The organism is Sphingomonas sp. BT-65, assembly GCF_026107375.2.
Taxonomy (GTDB): Bacteria; Pseudomonadota; Alphaproteobacteria; order Sphingomonadales; family Sphingomonadaceae; genus Sphingomonas.
Window position 1 is genome coordinate 37,270 of sequence record NZ_JAPCIA010000003.1, and the last position, 18,771, is coordinate 56,040.

The window sequence follows — 18,771 nt, forward strand, 5'->3', positions numbered from 1 at the left end:
CTCGCGTGAACGGAGAATTCCATCGCGGCGACCTGGCGCGGCTGCGCGAGGCGGGCCGGTACCGGGCGCTGACGCCGCGGACGGGCATCGACTTTGCCTCAAACGACTATCTTGGGCTGGCGAACGATCCCCGGTTGCGGGATGCGGTTGCGGCAGCGCTGGCGCGCGGCGTCGCGGTGGGATCGGGCGGGTCGCGGCTGCTGCGCGGCAACGACCCCGAGATCGTTGCGCTCGAAAGCGAGGCGGCGGCGATGTTCGGGAGCGAGGCGGCATTGTTCTTCGCGACCGGCTTCGCCGCGAACGTCGCATTGCTGGCGACCTTGCCGCAGCCCGATGACCTGATCGTCCATGACGCGCTGGTCCATGCCAGTGCGCATGACGGGATGAAGCTCGCCCGGGCGCCTGCCGCCGGATTCGCCCACAACGATGCGCAGGCAGCGGATGACGCTATTGCGGCGTGGCGCGGGCGGGGCGGCAAGGGGACGCCGTGGATCGTCGTCGAAAGCCTCTATTCGATGGACGGCGACCGCGCGCCGATCGCCGAGCTGGCGGCGGTGGCGGATCGCCATGACGCCATGCTGGTGGTGGATGAGGCGCATGCCACCGGGGTGTGGGGCGCGGGCGGGCGCGGCCTGGCCGCGTCGCTGGAGGGACGGCCGAACGTGATCACGCTGCACACCTGCGGCAAGGCGCTGGGGTGCGAGGGCGCGCTGGTGTGCGGGCCCGGCGTGTTCATCGACTTCCTGATCAATCGCGCGCGGCCATTCATCTTCTCGACCGCGCCTTCCCCGCTGATGGCGGCGGCGGTGCGCGCGGCGCTGCGGATCGTCGCCGACGAGCCGGCGCGGCGCGAGACACTGCACTGGCTGATCGCGCATGCCGAGCGGACGCTGGCGCCGGCCGGGGTGACGCCGACGGGGTCGCAGGTGCTGCCGCTGATGGTGGGCGGCGATGCCGAGACGATGGCGCGCGCCGCGGCGGTCCAGGCCAAGGGCTTCGACGTGCGCGGCATCCGGCCACCGACGGTTCCGGCGGGGACGGCGCGGCTGCGCATCTCGCTGACGCTCAACGTGACCCAGGGCGATATCGACCGGCTCGCGGAGGCGCTGGCGTGATCGTCGTCACCGGCACCGACACCGGTGTGGGCAAGACGGTCGCCGCCGCGGCATTGGCGTGGCGGCTGGGCGCCTCCTACTGGAAGCCGGTGCAGGCGGGGCTGGAGGAAGAGACCGACAGCGCGGTCGTCGCGCGGCTCGCCGGGGTCGAGGTGCTGCCCGAAGCCTATCGGCTGACGACGCCCTGCTCGCCGCACCGCGCGGCCGAGATCGAAGGGGTGACGATTGATCCCAAACGGCTCGCGCCGCCGACGGGCCGCGTCGTGATCGAAGGGGCGGGCGGGGCGCTGGTGCCGCTGACTCGGGAACTGTTGTTCGCCGACCTGTTCGCGCGCTGGGGGCTGCCGGTGGTGATCGTGGCGCGGACGGCGCTGGGGACGATCAACCATAGCCTGTTGACGATCGAGGCGCTGCGGACGCGGGGCGTGGCGGTGGCGGGCATCCTGTTCTCGGGGCACGAGGTTGCGGATAGCCAGGCGACGATCTGCGTGATGGGCGGGGTGCGATCGCTGGGGCGGCTGCCGGTGCTCGATCCGCTGACGCCGGCGGCATTGCGCGAGGCAGCGGGACAGCTCGATTTGGCGGGGCTCGGATGAGCTCGCCCGTCTGGCATCCCTTCACCCAGCATGGCCTGAACGAGCCGGTACCGCTGGTGAGCCGCGCCGAGAGGGCGGGGCTGTTCACGGCGGACGGACGGCGGGTGATCGATGCGATCTCGTCCTGGTGGGTGACGACGCACGGGCATTGCCATCCGCGGGTCATGGCCGCGATCCGGGCGCAGAGCGAAAAGCTCGACCAGCTGATCTTCGCCGGCTGGACGCACGAGCCTGCCGAGACGCTGGCGCGGCAATTGGTGGGGATGATGCCGCGGCCACTCGAGCATGTATTCTTCTCCGACAGCGGATCGACCAGCGTCGAGGTGGCGCTCAAGATGGCGCTCGGCCATTTCGCCAATCGCGGCGAAGACCGGCACCGGATCGTCGTCATGGCGGGCAGCTATCATGGCGACACGGTGGGCGGCATGTCGGTCGGCGCGCGGAGCGTGTTCAACAGGAGCTATGCGCCGCTGATGTTCGATGTCGACGTCATCCCCTTTCCCGAGGCGGGGCACGAGCAGGCGACGATCGACGCGTTCGAACAGCTCTGCGGGCAGCGGCCGGCGGCGCTGATCGTCGAGCCGCTGGTGCTCGGCGCCGGCGGCATGAAGATGTACCCGGCCGGGGTGCTCAAGGCGCTGCGCGAGCTGTGCGCGGCGCATGGCGTGCTGTTCATCGCCGACGAGGTGATGACGGCATGGGGCCGGACGGGCACGCTGCTGGCGTGCGAGCAGGCGGGCGTGGTGCCCGACCTGCTGTGCCTGTCCAAGGGACTGACTGGCGGGTCGCTGCCATTGGCCGTGACGATGGCGAGGGGCGAGATCTTCGAGAGCCACCGGTCGCAGGACCGGGCGAAGATGTTCTTTCACTCGTCGAGCTACACGGCGAACCCGATCGCCTGCGCCGCGGCGGTCGCCAATCTTGAGATCTGGTCTGAAGAACCGGTGCTCGAGCGGGTCGCCGACCTGGCGCGGCGGCAGGTGGGGCATGTGCGACGTCTGGAAGGAAAAGTAAGCAATCTACGGCAGTTGGGTACGATCGTCGCCATGGAGTTCGAGGAGAGTGAGGGCGCCTATCTCTCCGCGCTCGGGCCCAAGCTGATGGCCTTCTTCCGCGAGCGCGACGTGCTGCTGCGGCCGCTTGGCAACACGGTCTACGTCATGCCGCCATACTGTATTTCAGACGACGATCTCGGGCGGATCTACACGGTGATCGGCGAGGCGATCGAGGCCTTTGCGGGCTGAAAGGTCCCAAAAGTCACACTGCCACGCGTGCGCGCGAGGTTGACGAACTTGATATATTTGAGGGGTGTCACGCGACACGTGTCAACCGGCTGATCCACGGTTCAAAGAGCGACCGGGACGACGAACGGTGTTCCGGCCGCGGAAGTGCAGCAGGCGAAATCCAACATTGCAAGTACAGCGCTCAAGCCGCGCGCAGCTCGGCGAGGAAGGCGTTGACGGTGTTGCCGAGCGCGTCGGCCTCGGCGCGGATACGGCCAGCGAGGCCGCCCATCTCGCCTGCGCTGTTCGAGGCCGATCGCGCCGTCGCGCCGATCGCCTCGACATCGCTGTGGATCTGTCCGCCCGCGGCGACGGCCTCCTCGACGGTGAGCGCGATCAGGCTGGTGGTGTCCTTCTGCGTGCCGACCGCGTCCTCGACCGTCTCCGAGAGGCGCGCCATCGCGGCGATCGCGGCCTCGACCTGGGCATGGCCGTCGGCGACGTGGACGATGCCGTCGCGGATTTCCTCGACATGCGCGGTGATGCGCTTGGCGGCGACCCCGGCCTGGCTCGCGAGCGCCTTGACCTCGTTGGCGACGACGGTGAAGCCGCGTCCCGCTTCGCCCGCACGCGCGGCCTCGATCGTGGCGTTGAGCGCGAGCAGGTTCACCTGCTTGGCGATCTCCCCGATCAGGCCGATGACGGCGTCGATCGACTGGGCCGACTGCATGAGGCCATCCATGCGCGCGCTGCCCGCGCCGACCAGCGCGACGGCGTCGGCTGCGGCGGCCTTGGCGCGCAGCGTGTCGCCGTTGATCGCGGTGAAGGCACCCGCGAGCAGCCGCCCGCGATCGGCGATGTCGCTCATGCTCAGGCTGGTCTGCGCTGCGGCGGCGGCGACGGCGGCGGCGCGATCGCCGGTGTCGCCGGCGCGCGATTCGGTCTGCTTGGCGTTGGTGGCGATGAAGCGCGAGAGGTCCATCAACGCCCGGGTGAGGCCGGCGACCTGGCGCTCGAAACGCGCGCTCGCAGCCTCGATCCGCTGCGCACGCTCGACCTGGGCATGCGCGGCCGAAAGCTCGCGCTCCGAGGCGAGATGGACGAGGCGGCGGTTGGCGACGACCGCGAACAGGCGGCCGTTCGCAGTCAGGATCATCCCCTCATTGCCGTTGGCGGCGCGATACGCCTCGATCAGTTCGGCAGCGTCCTGGTCGACCTCGGCGGTGGCGCAGGCGCGGATATGCTGGTTGAGGCCATTGCCATAGGCAGGGTTGCGCATCAGCGCGTGGCCGAACGGGTTGAGCAGCAGGCGGCGCACGTCCTTCTCGAACACCGCGCCGATCGCGCGATGCGTGGAGTCGACGACCGGCAGCAGACGCAGGTCCATGTTCGCCTGGAACATCTCGATCGCGGTGAACAGCGTGTCGGTCTGGCGCAGAAAGGGCGGGTTGCGCTCGATCGTGGTCAGCCAGCCGCGCGCGGAAACGGCGGGGAGCGGGTCGGCGGGGTCGGCAAGCGCGCGGAACATGCGCTCGAAGTAGGGAGAAAGCGGTAAATGGGTCGTTATCCGGGCGTTACAGTTTAGAGACAAATGGCGGTTTTTTGCGGTTTTCGCGTGGATCAGCCTTCGAGTTCGGCGCGATGGCGCGCGGCGAGCGCGGTGAGCCACTCGGCAAAGGCGGCGACCTGGGGGAAGTGCCGGGTCTCCTCATGGGTGACGAGCCAGAAGCTGCGCCCGATGCGCAGCTCGGGAAGCACACGCGCGAGGCCGGGATCGGCGTCGCCGATGAAGCAGGGAAGCACCGCGATACCCGCGCCCGCCGCGGCCATGCGGTGCTGGGCATTGATGCTGGAGGAGCGCAGCTGCGGCTCGTGTGCGCCGGGGATCTCGTCGAGATAGCGCAATTCGGGGGCGTAGAGGATGTCGGGGACATAGCCGATCAGACGATGCTCGCGGAGCTGATCGGGCGTAGCGACGGGCGGGTGCGCGGCGAGATAGGCGCGCGACGCGTAGAGCCGCAGGCCATAATCGGCGAGCTTACGGGTGAGCAGCGGGCCGCGGCGCGGGCGGGCGAGCAGCACGGCGATGTCGGTCTCGCGCCTTGTCGGATTGAGGAAGCCGCTGCTCGCGACGAGATCGATCGTGAGGCCCGGATGCGCGTCGGCGAGCGCGCCGAGATGGCGGCTGACGAACCAGGTGCCGAACCCTTCGGAGACGCTGACACGGATCGTCCCGCGCACCGGTCCGCCGATGTCGCGGCTGCCGATCGCGACGGCGGCACGCTCCATCGCGCGGGCATGCGTGAGCAGGCGCTCGCCCGCGGGGGTGAGCGACTGGCCGTCGGGGCCTTGCTCGAACAGGCGTTCGCCCAGCGCCTGTTCGAGGCGGCGCAAACGGCGGCCTGCCGTCGTGGCGTCGATGTCGAGGCTCTGCGCGGCCTTGGCCAACTGGCCAGTGCGCGCGATGGCGAGGAAGATCGGCAGGTCGCTCCAGTCCATTGCCTGCAAATATGCAGGTAAGGGCTGCATGTCGATGGGTTGCCGGTGGAAGGGGGCGGGTGCATCACCTTTCGCCAAAGGAGAGGCTGACATGGCGGCGGCGGTTCGCGAGATTTCGCACTTCATCGGGAGCAGCGCGACGGCGGGGACCGGCACGCGCCGCTCGGACGTGTTCGACCCCAATACGGGCCGGGTGCAGGCGCAGGTCACGCTCGGCGCGCAGGCCGATCTCGACGCGGCGATGGCCAATGCGGTGAAGGCGCAGATCGGCTGGGCGGCGACCAACCCGCAGCGCCGGGCGCGCGTGATGTTCAACTTCAAGGCGCTGATCGAGAAGAACATGGACGAGCTGGCGCATCTGCTCAGCTCCGAACATGGCAAGGTGATCGCCGACGCCAAGGGCGACATCCAGCGCGGGCTCGAGGTGATCGAGTTCGCCTGCGGCATCCCGCATGCGCTGAAGGGTGAGTACACCCAGGGCGCCGGGCCGGGGATCGACGTCTATTCGATGCGCCAGCCGCTGGGCGTGGTGGCGGGGATCACCCCGTTCAACTTCCCGGCGATGATCCCGATGTGGATGTTCGGCGTGGCGATCGCATGCGGCAACGCCTTCATTTTGAAGCCCAGCGAGCGCGATCCGAGCGTGCCGGTGCGGCTTGCCGAGCTGATGCTCGAGGCCGGGCTGCCCGAGGGCGTGCTGCAGGTGGTCCAGGGCGACAAGGAGATGGTCGATGCGATCCTCGACCATCCCGAGATCAAGGCGGTGAGCTTCGTCGGCTCGTCGGACATCGCGCATTATGTCTATCGCCGCGGCGTCGAGGCCGGGAAGCGCGTGCAGGCGATGGGCGGGGCCAAGAACCACGGCATCGTCATGCCCGACGCGGACCTGGACCAGGTGGTCAACGATCTCGCCGGCGCAGCGTTCGGCTCGGCGGGCGAGCGCTGCATGGCGCTGCCGGTGGTGGTGCCGGTGGGCGACAAGACCGCGGATGCGCTGCGGGCGAAGCTGCTGCCCGCGATCGAGGCGCTGCGCGTCGGCGTGTCGACCGATGCCGACGCGCATTACGGGCCGGTGGTGACCGCGGCGCACCGCGCGAAGATCGAAAGCTATATCCAGATGGGCGTGGACGAGGGCGCCGAACTGGTGGTCGACGGGCGCGGCTTCTCGCTCCAGGGGCATGAGGAAGGGTTCTTCATCGGCCCGACTTTGTTCGACCGGGTGACGCCGCAGATGCGCAGCTACCAGGAGGAGATTTTCGGGCCGGTGCTGCAGATGGTGCGCGCCGGGAGCTTCGAGGAGGCGCTGCGCCTGCCGAGCGATCACCAGTACGGCAACGGCGTCGCGATCTTCACGCGCAACGGCCACGCCGCGCGCGAGTTTGCGGCGCGAGTCAATGTCGGGATGGTCGGGATCAACGTGCCGATCCCGGTTCCGGTCGCCTATCATACCTTCGGCGGGTGGAAGCGCAGCGCGTTCGGTGACACCAACCAGCACGGCATGGAAGGGGTCAAGTTCTTCACCAAGGTGAAGACGGTGACTCAGCGCTGGCCTGACGGCTCGCTCGACGGGGGGAACGCGTTCGTCATCCCGACGATGGGATGACAGGATTGCAGGGGATCGCGATGCGTTGGCTGGTAGCGCTGTTGGCATGTCTGGTCGCGGCGACGCCCGCGGCCGCGCAGAAGCGGATCGCGCTGACCTTCGACGACGTGCCGCGCAACCCGGGCGGCTTCATGACGCCGGACGCGCGGGCCAAGCTGCTGGTGCGGGCGCTCGCGAAGGCGCGGGTGAAGCAGGCGGCGTTTTTCGTGACTGTCGGCAACCTGGAGAAGCCGGAGACCGGCGACGGCGCGGCGAACATCGCGCGCTACGTCAGGGCGGGGCACGTCATCGCCAACCACAGCTTCGCGCACTCGCGGCTGAGCGGGATGGCGGCCGCGGACTATCTCGCCGATATCGACCGGGCCGAGGGATGGCTCAAGGGCCGGCCGGGTTACCGGCCGTGGTTCCGCTATCCGTTCCTTGACGAGGGCGGCAAGGACAAGGCGAAGCGCGACGCGGTGCGCGAGGGGCTTCGCGCGCGAGGGCTGGCCAACGGCTATGTCACCGCCGAATCCTCCGACTGGAACATCGAGAGCCTGGCCGCTGCGGCGAAGAAGGACGGCAAGAGGCTGGACATGGCCGCGCTGCGCGACCTCTATGTCGAGAGCCATGTCGAGGCGGCGGAATTCTATGATGCGCTGGCGGTGAAGACGCTGGGGCGCTCGCCCGCGCATGTGATGCTGTTGCACGAGACCGACATCGCGGCGATGTTCGTCGATGATCTGGTGAAGGCGCTGCGGGCGAAGGGCTGGGAGATCGTGACCGCCGACGCGGCGTTCGCCGACCCGATCCGCGCGCTGCGGCCCGACACGCCCTATGCGCAGGGCACGCTGACCGAAGCGCTGGCGTGGGAGAAGGGCTTGCCAGCGCCGCGCTGGTACGAGCGCAACGACCTCAAGATCGCGACTCCGCTGTTCCGCAAGCGCGTGCTGGGGGAGGCGGAGTGAGTTTGTATCGGTTCGTGCGGCGCGCCGAATCGCACATCGTTGTCGGAGTCCATCATATGAAGTCTGGCGAGAGGATCACCCAGCCGCGGGACCGATGGAAATGGCTGCTGGCTGCTTTCATCCTGTCCGGCTGCGGGGCGGCGCGCGAGCCCGTTACCGAGCCAACCACCAAAGGACCAGCGCAGGATGCCGTTCGCCCGACGGACTCTCCCGCCCGCATTGTGCCCGTGCCGCCGATCCCCGTTGCGTTGCGCGGATGCTGGCGACTGGACGATCCGGAAATCCGCGATCGGCAGGCGCGATTGAACATTGATGCGACGAGGATAGTGGAAACGGCTGACTGGCGCCGAGAGACGGTGATCGCGACCGCAGATTTTGTCGAGATGGTGAGCAACTCGAGGATCGAAGGCCGATTCAGGGCGCCGGAGGGCGAGCATCGCATGACGCTGGCGACGATGCTGAGCCTCGGCCCCGACGATCTGGGGACACCCGCGGGGAAATTGAGACTCTCGGAAGGCGATGCCGGCAGCCGCTGGTACAGCCGGTGCAAGACAGACATGCAGGACGCGAAATGACCGACCAGTTCGACCTCAACGACGACCAGCGCGCGATCCAGGAGATGGCGCGCAAGTTCACCGCCGACGCGATCACCCCGCACGCCGCGGAGTGGGACGAGAAGCACATCTTCCCGCGCGCGACGGTGAAGGCGGCGGCGGAGCTCGGCTTCGGCGCGATCTATGTCTCCGAGGAGAGCGGCGGGATCGGGCTCGGGCGGCTCGAGGCGGCGCTGATCATGGAGGCGATGGCCTATGGCTGCCCGGCGACCAGCGCCTTCATCTCGATCCACAACATGGCGAGCTGGATGATCGACCGCTTCGGTAGCCAAGCGGTGAAGGACAAGTATCTGCCCCAGCTCGTCGGCGCCGATTGGCTGGCGAGCTATTGCCTGACCGAGCCTTCGTCGGGCTCGGACGCGGCGGCGCTCAAGACCACGGCACGGCGCGAGGGCGACGTGTTCGTCGTCAACGGCTCCAAGCAGTTCATTTCCGGCGCGGGGGAGAATGAGCTGTACGTGACGATGGTGCGCACCGGCGTGGATGGCCCCAAGGGTATCTCGTGCCTCGCGATCGAGAAGGACATGGCGGGCGTCAGCTTCGGCGCCAACGAGCGCAAGCTGGGGTGGCACGCCCAGCCGACGCGGCAGGTGATGTTCGACAATGTCCGCGTGCCGGTCGAGAACCTGATCGGCGGCGAGGGCGAGGGGTTCCGCATCGCGATGATGGGGCTCGACGGCGGACGGCTCAACATCGGGGCGTGCTCGCTCGGCGGGGCGCAGCGGTGTCTGGACGAGGCGGTGCAATATACCAAGGACCGCAAGCAGTTCGGCTCGGCGATCGCCGACTTCCAGAACACCCAGTTCATGCTCGCCGACATGGCGACCGAGCTCGAGGCGTCGCGCGCGCTGCTCTACCTCGCCGCGGCCAAGGTGACGTCGAACGCGCCCGACAAGACCAAGTTCGCGGCGATGGCCAAGCGTTTCGCGACCGACACCGGATCGTCGGTGGTCGACCGGGCGCTGCAGCTGCACGGCGGCTATGGCTATCTGATGGACTATCCGATCGAGCGCTTCTGGCGCGACCTGCGCGTCCACTCGATCCTGGAGGGGACCAACCAGGTGATGCGGATGATCGTCGGGCGGGAGCTGACGCGGCAATGAGCGACAATGCGCTTTACTCCCTCTCCCTTTGGGAAAGGGAGGGGACCCATGCCGCAGGCATGGGGAGGATGAGGGCGATTGGCTCGATCACCCTCACCCTTCCGCCGCTTCGCGGCTCCCTCCCTCTCTCAAGGGGAGAGGGAAATTGAGCGACAATGTTCTCATTTCCGTCGAGGGCAAGGTCGGGCGCATCCGGCTCAACCGGCCCAAGGCGATCCATGCGCTCAACACGGCCATGTGCGCGGCGGTGCTCGACGCGCTGGCAGCATGGCGCGACGACATCGCGGTCGAGGCGGTGATGATCGACCATGCCGAGGGTCGCGGCTTCTGTGCGGGCGGCGATATCCGCATGATCGCGGAGAGCGGTGCGGGCGACGGCAGCGCGGCGCGGGAGTTCTTTCGGACCGAGTACCGGATGAACCACGCGCTGTTCACCTATGTGAAACCGATCGTCGCGTTCATGGACGGGATCACGATGGGCGGCGGCGTCGGCATCTCGCAGCCGGCGAAGTATCGCGTGGCGACCGAGAACACCAAGCTGGCGATGCCCGAGACCGGGATCGGGCTGTTCCCGGATGTCGGGGGTGGCTGGTATCTCTCGCGGCTGCCGGATCGTATGGGCCAGTTCATTGCGCTCACCGGTTATCGGGCGAGCGCGGGAGAGTGCCTGGCGCTCGGACTCGCCAACCACTTTGTCGCCACAGATCAGCTCGATCTGGTGAAGGAGCTGATCCTCAAATACCCGCGCGACATGGAGATCACGCTCGGCGACAAGGGAGGCGGGGCTGACCGGCCGGATATCCTCGACCATTCGGAAGACATCGACCGGCTGTTCGCCAGCGACCGGCTCGAAGACATCTTCGCTGCGCTGGAAGCTGACGGCGGCGAATGGGCCACGGCGCAGCTCGCCATCCTGCGCACCAAATCACCCCAATCGATGAAGGTCAGCTTGAAGCTGCTGCTTGACGGCAAGGCGATGCCGACCTTCGAGGATGAGATGCGGCAGGAATTCGCAGTCGCCAGCCATGTCGTGCAGCGCCATGACTTCGCCGAGGGCGTGCGCGCGGTGATCGTCGACAAGGACAATGCGCCCAAGTGGAACCCCGCGACGGCGGAAGAGGTGAGCGATCACCTGATCGACCAGATCTTCGCGCCGCTGCCCGAGGGCGAGGCGTGGACGCCGGCATAGGAGAAGACATGAGCTACGAAACCATCCTCGTCGAGCAGCGCGGCGCCGTCACCTTGGTGACGCTCAACCGGCCGCAGGCGCTCAATGCGCTCAACAGCCAGGTGCTGGGCGAGCTGCTCAATGTCTTCGCCAAGTTCGATGCCGATGCGTCGCAGGGCTGCGCGGTGCTGACCGGGAGCGAGAAGGCGTTCGCCGCCGGGGCCGACATCAAGGAGATGCAGGCGCAGGGCTTTGCGGACATGTACGGCCATAATTTCTTCGCGGGCTGGGACCAGTTCACACGTACCCGCAAGCCCGTGATCGCGGCGGTGGCGGGCTTTGCGCTGGGCGGCGGGTGCGAGCTGGCGATGATGTGCGACTTCATCCTCGCTGCCGATACGGCCAAGTTCGGGCAGCCCGAGATCAAGCTGGCGGTGGCGCCGGGCATGGGCGGCTCGCAGCGGCTGACGCGCGCCGTCGGTAAGGCCAAGGCGATGGAGATGTGCCTGACCGGGCGGATGATGGGCGCGGAGGAAGCCGAGCGCGCCGGGCTGGTCAGCCGGATCGTGCCCGCGGCCGAGCTGGTCGAGGAGGCGGTCAAGACTGCCGCGGCGATCGCTGCGATGGCGCCGCTCGCGGTGCTGGCGAACAAGGAAATGGTCAACGCCGCGTTCGAGACCGGTCTGGCGCAGGGCGTGCAGTTCGAGCGGCGGCTGTTCCACGGGCTGTTCGGGAGCGCGGACCAGAAGGAAGGCATGGCCGCGTTCGTCGAGAAACGGCCCGGCAACTGGACGGGGAAGTAGCATTACCCCTCTCCCGTCGGGAGAGGGTTTGGAAGGAACAGATTATGGCGCGTATCGGATTCATCGGCCTTGGCAATATGGGCGGCGGGATGGCCGCGAACCTGGCGAAGGCGGGACATGACGTGCGCGCGTTCGATCTCTCCGCCGAGGCGCTGGAGCGCGCCAAGGCGGCGGGGTGCCTCTCTGTCGAGAGCGCCGCGGCGGCGGCCGAAGGCGCTGAGGCGGTGATCACGATGCTGCCCGCGGGCAGGCATGTCGCACAGGTCTATGAGGACAGCGTGTTCGGCGCGGCGGACACCGACGCGATCCTGATCGATTGCTCGACGATCGACGTCGCCACCGCGCGGCGCGTCGCCGACGATGCGGCGGCGAAGGGATTGCAGGCGGTCGATGCGCCGGTTTCGGGCGGGATCGCGGCAGCGGCGGGGGGCACGCTGACCTTCATGGTCGGCGGCGGCGACGAGGCGTTCGTGCGCGCCGAGCCGTTCCTTGCCGCGATGGGCAAGGCGGTGATCCATGCCGGTGGCAACGGCGCAGGACAGGCGGCGAAGATCTGCAACAACATGCTGCTCGGGGCCACCATGGTCGCGACGTGTGAGGCGCTGCTGCTGGCGAAGAAGCTGGGGCTCGACCCGCAGACCTTCTACGACATCGCCTCGGTCTCGTCGGGTTCGTGCTGGTCGCTCAACACCTATGCGCCGCTGCCGGGGGTGGGGCCGCAGACGCCGGCCGACAATGGCTATCAGGGCGGGTTCGCGGCGGGGCTGATGCTCAAGGACTTGAACCTCGCGATGGACGCGGCGGCGAGCGCGCATGCCGAGACGCCGATGGGCGCGCGGGCGGCGGAGCTCTATGCGAAGTTCGCGGACGAAGGGAATGCGGGGGTCGACTTCTCCGGCATCATCAAGATGCTGGACGATGGACAGGCCTGAACCCCCGCGGTCGTCATCCCGGCCTTGTGCCGGGATCCACCGGGCGGCGAGCGATGGAAAAGAGGCTCGATCGCATCGTGTGCGGCTCTGTGGACCCCGGCACAAGGCCGGGGTGACGATTTAGTTGATGGGTTATCGCGCCGGGCAGGTCGTGCCCGGGCCGGCATCCAGATCGAGGCAGCGGCCGTCGATCTCGCCTGCGGGGATCGGCAGGCCGATCACCCCGGCGAGGGTGGGCAGGATATCGACCGTCTCGACCGACATCGGCTGCTCGAAGCCGGTCAGCCCCTTGCGCCAGAACAGGATCGGCACGCGGCGGTCATAATCCCAGAAGCTGCCATGGGTGGCGACATAGCCGCCGGTGGGGTCCGAGATCGGCGTGATGCGCGGCTTCAACGCCACCACGAAATCGCCCGAGCGCCCTGGATAATAGGAGGCGCGGGCGCTCTGGAGCATCGACCAGGTCTCGGGCGGGCCGCTTGGGCTGGGCGTGGCGAGGATCTCGGCCCGGGTATAGACGCCGGCGACCTGCGGATGCGCGCGGTAGAGCGCGATCGCCTCGCGCAGCACCGTCTCGCGCTGCTTCGCCGGGAGCGCGGGATCGACATAGATGTCGCCGAAATTGCCGCCCCATAGCAGCTGGCGCTCGCCGAGGCCGAGCTTGGCCGCGACCTTCTTCCCCATTGCGTTGGCGCCCATCCCGGCCTCGACCCGCGCGGCCTCGGGGATGCCGTGCATGTCGAGGCGCTCGGGCAGGTCGTGGCCGCCATGATCGGCGGTGAGCACCACCTGATAGTCGATCCCGGTCTTGTCGAGGATGTCGAACAGGAAGCCGAGCGTGCGGTCGAGATTGACCATCTGCAGGCACATCTCGGTACCCTCGGTGCCATAGGTGTGGCCGATATAGTCGCTGGCCGAGGCGCCGATGATGAGCAGGTCGGTCGCGGCGCCTTCGCCGAGCTTGAGCTCGGCGCGCAGGTCGGCGGCGATTCCGACGACCGCCATGTCGAACTCGGGCGAGGCGCGGAAGCGGCGCGCGTCGCCGGCATCGCGTTCGAAGCGGCCGGTGCCGACGGTCTTGCCGCCGCCGATCGGCACCGCGATGTCACGCGATTTGCAGAAGTCGGGCAATTCCATCGGCCGCTGTGCTTCGGCGATGCGGGTGGTGACGGCGGCGTTGCCGCGGGTGATCGCTTCGGGCGTCATGCGGCCGGCATAGCTGACGAACGCCTTGCCGCCCCACCACCAGACCTGGTCGGCCTTGTGGCCCGACATCATCACCGCGGCGCGATCCTTGCCCGCGATCGCGGCGACGCGGGTGGCGGGGGTGGCGGCCTGCATCCGCTCGCCCAGCGTCAGCACCTTCAGGTGGAGCGGGGAGACGGTGTAGTTGGACGATGTGCTGCCCGGAACGCTCTCGTCCTCGGCGCAGTAGATCGTCTTGTCCTTGCGCGGCGTCCTGAGGTCGATCCAGTCGTTGGCGATGATGCCGGTGCGCGCCGGGCGGCTGCCGGTGAGGATCGTCGAGTGGCCGGGACAGGTCTCGGTCGCGGCGTGGCTCTGATAGCCCGAGGGGAAGACCACCCCATTGGCGAGCCGCGCGAGGCCGCCGGTGAAATGCTGGCGGTATTCGGCGAAGACGTCGGCGGAGAACTGGTCCACCGCGATCGCGACGATCAGCTTGGGCGGGGTCGTGAGGGCGGGCGCTGGTGCCGGAGGGGGCGGCGCCTCCTGCGCGAGTGCGGGTGACGCGAGCAGCAGGGCGGCGGCGAGCGAACGAAACATCTGTCCTCCGGTGGCAAAACGGGCCGTGGGCGCTATGTTCGTTTCGCTCCGGCTCGGCAAGGATTGGTGAATGCGCAGGTTGAGTTTCGCGTTTGTTACATTGCTGGGCTGGATGTTGGCGCTGTCGGCGCCGCCCGTCGCGGCGCAGCAGGCGGGGCAGGACAATCTCGCCGTCGAGCTGGTCGCGGAGACCGACAACCCCGCGCCGGGCAGCGAGGTGGCGCTGGCCTTCGTCGCGACGCCCGATCCGGGCTGGCACGGCTACTGGAAGAACCCGGGCGATGCGGGGCTCGACACGCGGCTCGACTGGAAGCTGCCGCAGGGCGTGAGTGCTGGCGAGCTGCGCTATCCGGTGCCGACGCGGCTGCTGATCGCGGGGATCATGAATTATGTCTACAAGGGCTCGTACACGCAGCTTACGACGCTGAAGATCCCCGCGGGGCTGGCGCCGGGCACCGCACTGCCGGTCGCGGTGCGCGCCGATTATCTGGTCTGCACCGACGAAGTGTGCGTTCCCGAGACCGAGAATCTGACGATCAACCTGGTTGTTGGCGACGGCGCGATTTCCACCGAGCGGCGGGCGCGGTTCGACCAGTGGCGGCGGGCCTTTCCCAAGCCGCTCGGCAGCGAAGGCAAGTTCGCGGTGGCCAACGGCACCCTGCGGATCGCGATCCCCTATCCGGCGGGCGCGCCGCTCGGTGCCGACGCCTATTTCTTTCCGCTGACCACCGAGGCTTTGGTCTATTCGGCGCCGCAGAAGCTGACGCGCAATGGCGACGCGGTGGTGGTCGAGGTGCAGGCGGGGGCCAAGGCCCCGGCGAAGCTCGAGGGCGTGCTGGCGGTGGGGTCGGGACAGGGCTTCGCGCTGGCGGCGGTGCCGGGCGAGGTCGCGGCAGGCGCGGCGCCGGCGGCGGTCGATTGGAGCGCGGCGTTGGTCGCGCTGGGCGGGGCGCTGCTCGGCGGGCTGATCCTCAACATCATGCCGTGCGTCTTCCCGATCCTGAGCTTGAAGGCGCTGAGCCTTGCCAAGAGCGGGACCAGCGAGGGACATGCGCGCGCTGAGGCGCTGGCGTACACCGCGGGTGTGGTGCTGGTGGTGCTGGCGCTGGGCGCGGTGATGCTCGGGCTGCGCGCGGCGGGGGCGAGCGTCGGCTGGGCGTTCCAGCTGACCGATGCTCGGGTGATCCTGTTCCTGCTGCTGCTGGTGCTGGGGATCGCGCTCAACCTGGCCGGGTTGTTCGAGCTGGCGACGCCGAAGTTCGCGGGACGGCTGGCGAGTGGCGGATCGGGCGGGGCGTTCATGACCGGGGCGCTGGCGGCGTTCATCGCGACGCCGTGCACCGGGCCGTTCATGGGCGCGGCACTGGGCGCGGCTTTGGTGCTGCCCTGGTATGTGGCCGCAGTCATCTTCCTCGGGCTCGGGCTGGGGCTGGCGCTGCCGTTCCTGTTGCTCGGTTTCGTGCCCGCGCTGCGGCGGATGCTGCCCAAGCCGGGGGCGTGGATGGACACATTCCGCAAGATCCTGTCGGTGCCGATGTTCCTCACCGCAATCGCGCTCGCCTGGGTGCTGGGCGGGCTCAAGGGCGTCAACGGCATGGCGGTGGGACTGATCGTCGCGCTGGGGCTGGCGGTGGTGCTGTGGATCGTTGGGCGGCGGCAGGCGCGGGCTGCGGGCAGCGGCGCGGCGTGGGCGGCTGCGCTGCTGGTCGCGGTGGCCGGCATCTGGGCCGTGACTCAGTTCGAGAAGCCCGCGCTGGCGGCACAGGCGGCCCCGGCCGGCGCCGAGCCATTCAGCGAAGCGCGGCTCGCGGCGCTGCAGGCCGAGGGGCGGCCAGTATTCGCCTATTTCACCGCCGACTGGTGCGTCACCTGCAAGGTCAACGAGAAGACCGCGATCGAAACCGATGCGGTGCGCGATGCGTTCAAGGACGGCGATGTCGCGGTGCTGGTGGGTGACTGGACCGATGGCGATCCGGCGCTCGGCCGCTTCATCGAAAAGCATAATCGCGCGGGCGTGCCGCTGTATCTCTGGTACCCCAAGGGCGCGAAGGAACCGAAGGTCTTGCCGCAGGTGCTGACCCAAGGCATGCTGGCGGCGCTTCCGGGGGACGACGGATAAACGCCAACCAGGAGTTCGTGCGATGAAGAGATTCATTCCGATCGGCGCCGCGATGATCGTTGCCTTGGCTTCGCCGGGCGCTGCCCAGCAGGCCAATGGGCAGAAGGCGACCGATTTCAAGCTTACCGATGCCAGCGGCAAGACCGTCCAGCTCTCCGACTACAAGGGCAAGACGGTGGTGCTCGAGTGGAACAATCCGGGCTGCCCGTTCGTGCAGCGCCATTACCAGGGCAACATGCAGAAGACCCAGGCCGCGGCCAAGGACGGCGGCGTGGTGTGGCTGACGATCAACTCCGGCGCGCCGGGCAAGCAGGGCCATATGGACGGCGCCACGGCGAAGAAATGGGTCGGCGACCAGAAGGCGGTGCCCGCGCATTATCTGCTCGATCCCAAGGGCGTGGTCGGCAAGGGCTATGCCGCCAAGACCACGCCGCACATGTACATCATCGATGGCCAGGGCGTGTTGCGCTATCAGGGCGGCATCGACGACAAGCCCGCGGCGCGGGTCGAGGAGATGGGCGCGGCGCGCAACCATGTCCTCGCCGCGCTCGGCGAGATGAAGGCGGGCAAGGCCGTCTCGGTCGCGACCAGCCAGCCCTATGGCTGCTCGGTCAAATACGCCGAATGAACTTTCCTTCCCTGTTATAGGGGGCAGGGACGGAGAGAAGGCCGGGGGAAACCCCGGCCTTTTTCGTTCCCGGCCCCATGACGCCAAGCCCCCTTGTGCAACGCAACAAAGCGTTGCAGCATGGAGGCTGCCGGAGGTTCCGGCACTTGGAGGCTGAATGGGGGCACGCCGCGCGTTCGATGAAATCTGGGGGCATGGCGGGCCGGACAAGCCGCGCGCCGAATTCACCGCCCTTTCCGAATGGATCGCCGAGACGCCGCAGTCCGAACTGCATCGCCGCCAGCAAGCAGCCGAAGCGACCTTCCGCCAGCTCGGCATCACCTTCGCCGTCTATGGCGACAGCGACGCGAGTGAGCGCATCATCCCGTTCGATATCGTGCCCCGTATCTTCCTCCACGACGAATGGCAGCGGCTGAGCGAGGGGCTGGTCCAGCGCGTCGAGGCGATCAACGCCTTCCTCGAAGACATCTATGGCGAGCGCCGCATCCTCAAGGAAGGCGTGCTGCCCGCCGAACTGGTGCTCCGGAACCCGCAGTTCCGGCCCGAGGTCGCCGGCATCCGCCCGCCGCACGGCATCTGGGCGCATATTTGCGGGATCGACCTGGTGCGCACCGGCCCCGACGAATTCTGGGTGCTCGAGGACAATGCGCGGACGCCGTCGGGCGTCTCGTACATGCTCGAAAATCGCGAGGCGATGATCCGGCTGTGCCCGGAGCTGTTCCGCAGCTTCCGCGTCGCCGCGGTCGACAGCTATAGCGACATGCTGCGCGAGACGATGCGCTCGGTCGCCCCCGACACACGCGGCGGGGTGCCTGTGTGCGTGGTGCTGACGCCGGGGCACTTCAACTCGGCCTATTACGAGCACAGCTTCCTCGCCGACACGATGGGCATCGAGCTGGTCGAGGCGGCCGACCTCGTGGTCGATGACGACGTGGTCTACATGCAGACCATTGCCGGGCGAGTTAAGGTCGACGTGATCTATCGCCGGATCGACGACGATTTCCTCGATCCGCTGGTGTTCCGCCCGGACTCGCTGCTCGGCGTGCCCGGGATCATCTCGGCCTATCGCGCCGGCAATGTCGCGCTGATCAACGCACCCGGCAACGGCATCGCCGACGACAAGGCGATCTACAGCTACATGCCCGACATCGTGAAATTCTATTCGGGCAGCGCGGCCAAGCTGCCCAATGTCGAGACCTGGCGCTGCCGCGAGCCGCAGGCGCTCAAATATGTGCTTGAGCATCTCGACGAAGTGGTGGTGAAGCTGGTCGACGGCTCGGGTGGTTACGGCATGCTGGTCGGGCCGACCGCGAGCAAGGCGGAGATCGAAGCGTTCCGTGCCGCGCTCAAGGCGGAGCCGCATCGCTACATCGCGCAGCCGACGCTGGCGTTGTCGACCGTGCCGACCATGACCGAGACCGGCCTCGCGCCGCGGCATGTCGATTTCCGCCCGTTCGTGCTCAGCGGATCGGACGGGGTGCGGGTGGTTCCGGGCGGTCTCACCCGCGTGGCGCTGAAGGAAGGCTCGCTGGTGGTCAATTCGAGCCAGGGCGGCGGGACCAAGGACAGCTTCGTGCTGCTGCCCGACCGGCAGGGGCAGAAGCAAGGCCAGACGCAGGTGCAGGGATGAGGGGGA

General features: G+C 68.2%; 16 protein-coding genes. 13 read left to right on the forward strand and 3 right to left on the reverse strand.

Features of this window, described 5'->3' with window-relative positions; all coding sequences use genetic code 11:
- The first annotated feature begins 5 nt into the window (after positions 1-5).
- Genes OK349_RS18235 through OK349_RS18245 form a run of 3 tightly spaced genes read left to right on the forward strand, consistent with a single transcriptional unit; the run spans position 6 to position 2,955 of the window.
- Complete coding sequence (locus tag OK349_RS18235) at positions 6-1,115, forward strand: 8-amino-7-oxononanoate synthase (protein WP_265119350.1); 1,110 nt, start codon at positions 6-8, stop codon at positions 1,113-1,115.
- Positions 1,112-1,711, forward strand: coding sequence for a dethiobiotin synthase (gene bioD, locus OK349_RS18240; RefSeq protein WP_265119351.1), 600 nt, complete (start codon positions 1,112-1,114; stop codon positions 1,709-1,711). The genes OK349_RS18235 and bioD overlap by 4 nt, the downstream gene beginning before the upstream one ends.
- Positions 1,708-2,955 carry an adenosylmethionine--8-amino-7-oxononanoate transaminase gene (locus OK349_RS18245; RefSeq protein WP_265119352.1) on the forward strand — a complete coding sequence of 416 codons (1,248 nt, stop codon included), beginning with the start codon at positions 1,708-1,710 and terminating at the stop codon, positions 2,953-2,955. Before bioD ends, OK349_RS18245 begins: the two co-directional genes overlap by 4 nt.
- 181 nt (positions 2,956-3,136) lie before the next feature.
- Here the strand turns inward: OK349_RS18245 and OK349_RS18250 are convergent, their stop codons facing one another.
- Together OK349_RS18250 and OK349_RS18255 are read right to left on the reverse strand one after the other, a co-directional pair.
- On the reverse strand, positions 3,137-4,462 hold the full coding sequence (locus OK349_RS18250) for a methyl-accepting chemotaxis protein (protein WP_265119353.1): 1,326 nt from the start codon (positions 4,460-4,462) through the stop codon (positions 3,137-3,139).
- A gap of 92 nt (positions 4,463-4,554) precedes the next feature.
- Entirely contained in the window at positions 4,555-5,433 is an 879-nt protein-coding gene (locus OK349_RS18255; protein WP_265119354.1) for a LysR family transcriptional regulator, read from the reverse strand.
- Between the two features lie 91 nt (positions 5,434-5,524).
- Here OK349_RS18255 and OK349_RS18260 point away from each other — a divergent pair, with 91 nt between their 5' ends.
- The 7 genes from OK349_RS18260 (at position 5,525) to mmsB (ending at position 12,603) form a co-directional block, all read left to right on the forward strand.
- Positions 5,525-7,036 carry a CoA-acylating methylmalonate-semialdehyde dehydrogenase gene (locus OK349_RS18260; protein ID WP_265119355.1) on the forward strand — a complete coding sequence of 504 codons (1,512 nt, stop codon included), beginning with the start codon at positions 5,525-5,527 and terminating at the stop codon, positions 7,034-7,036.
- 20 nt (positions 7,037-7,056) lie between these two features.
- Complete coding sequence (locus OK349_RS18265; protein WP_265119356.1) at positions 7,057-7,983, forward strand: polysaccharide deacetylase family protein; 927 nt, start codon at positions 7,057-7,059, stop codon at positions 7,981-7,983.
- A gap of 56 nt (positions 7,984-8,039) precedes the next feature.
- A complete protein-coding gene (locus OK349_RS18270; RefSeq protein WP_265119357.1) occupies positions 8,040-8,558 on the forward strand; it encodes a hypothetical protein in 519 nt (172 codons plus the stop codon).
- On the forward strand, positions 8,555-9,700 hold the full coding sequence (locus OK349_RS18275) for an acyl-CoA dehydrogenase family protein (protein WP_265119358.1): 1,146 nt from the start codon (positions 8,555-8,557) through the stop codon (positions 9,698-9,700). Before OK349_RS18270 ends, OK349_RS18275 begins: the two co-directional genes overlap by 4 nt.
- A 145-nt stretch (positions 9,701-9,845) precedes the next feature.
- Positions 9,846-10,889 (forward strand): enoyl-CoA hydratase/isomerase family protein, encoded by a 1,044-nt coding sequence (locus OK349_RS18280; RefSeq protein WP_265119359.1) that lies wholly within the window; start codon positions 9,846-9,848, stop codon positions 10,887-10,889.
- An 8-nt stretch (positions 10,890-10,897) separates the two neighbouring features.
- Complete coding sequence (locus OK349_RS18285) at positions 10,898-11,671, forward strand: enoyl-CoA hydratase (protein WP_265119360.1); 774 nt, start codon at positions 10,898-10,900, stop codon at positions 11,669-11,671.
- The gene (gene mmsB / locus OK349_RS18290) at positions 11,656-12,603 is read left to right on the forward strand and encodes a 3-hydroxyisobutyrate dehydrogenase (protein ID WP_265119572.1); all 948 of its coding nucleotides are present in this window, start codon (positions 11,656-11,658) and stop codon (positions 12,601-12,603) included. The genes OK349_RS18285 and mmsB overlap by 16 nt, the downstream gene beginning before the upstream one ends.
- A gap of 132 nt (positions 12,604-12,735) precedes the next feature.
- Here the strand turns inward: mmsB and OK349_RS18295 are convergent, their stop codons facing one another.
- A complete protein-coding gene (locus tag OK349_RS18295; protein ID WP_265119361.1) occupies positions 12,736-14,388 on the reverse strand; it encodes an alkaline phosphatase family protein in 1,653 nt (550 codons plus the stop codon).
- A gap of 70 nt (positions 14,389-14,458) precedes the next feature.
- On the opposite strand from OK349_RS18295, the gene OK349_RS18300 reads away from it, so the two are divergent.
- The 3 genes from OK349_RS18300 to OK349_RS18310 all read left to right on the forward strand — a co-directional run bounded on the left by OK349_RS18300 (position 14,459) and on the right by OK349_RS18310 (position 18,765).
- Positions 14,459-16,507 carry a protein-disulfide reductase DsbD family protein gene (locus OK349_RS18300; protein WP_265119362.1) on the forward strand — a complete coding sequence of 683 codons (2,049 nt, stop codon included), beginning with the start codon at positions 14,459-14,461 and terminating at the stop codon, positions 16,505-16,507.
- A 22-nt stretch (positions 16,508-16,529) separates the two neighbouring features.
- Positions 16,530-17,135 carry a redoxin domain-containing protein gene (locus OK349_RS18305; protein WP_265119363.1) on the forward strand — a complete coding sequence of 202 codons (606 nt, stop codon included), beginning with the start codon at positions 16,530-16,532 and terminating at the stop codon, positions 17,133-17,135.
- 157 nt (positions 17,136-17,292) lie between these two features.
- A complete protein-coding gene (locus tag OK349_RS18310) occupies positions 17,293-18,765 on the forward strand; it encodes a circularly permuted type 2 ATP-grasp protein (protein WP_265119364.1) in 1,473 nt (490 codons plus the stop codon).
- The last annotated feature ends 6 nt before the right edge of the window (positions 18,766-18,771 follow it).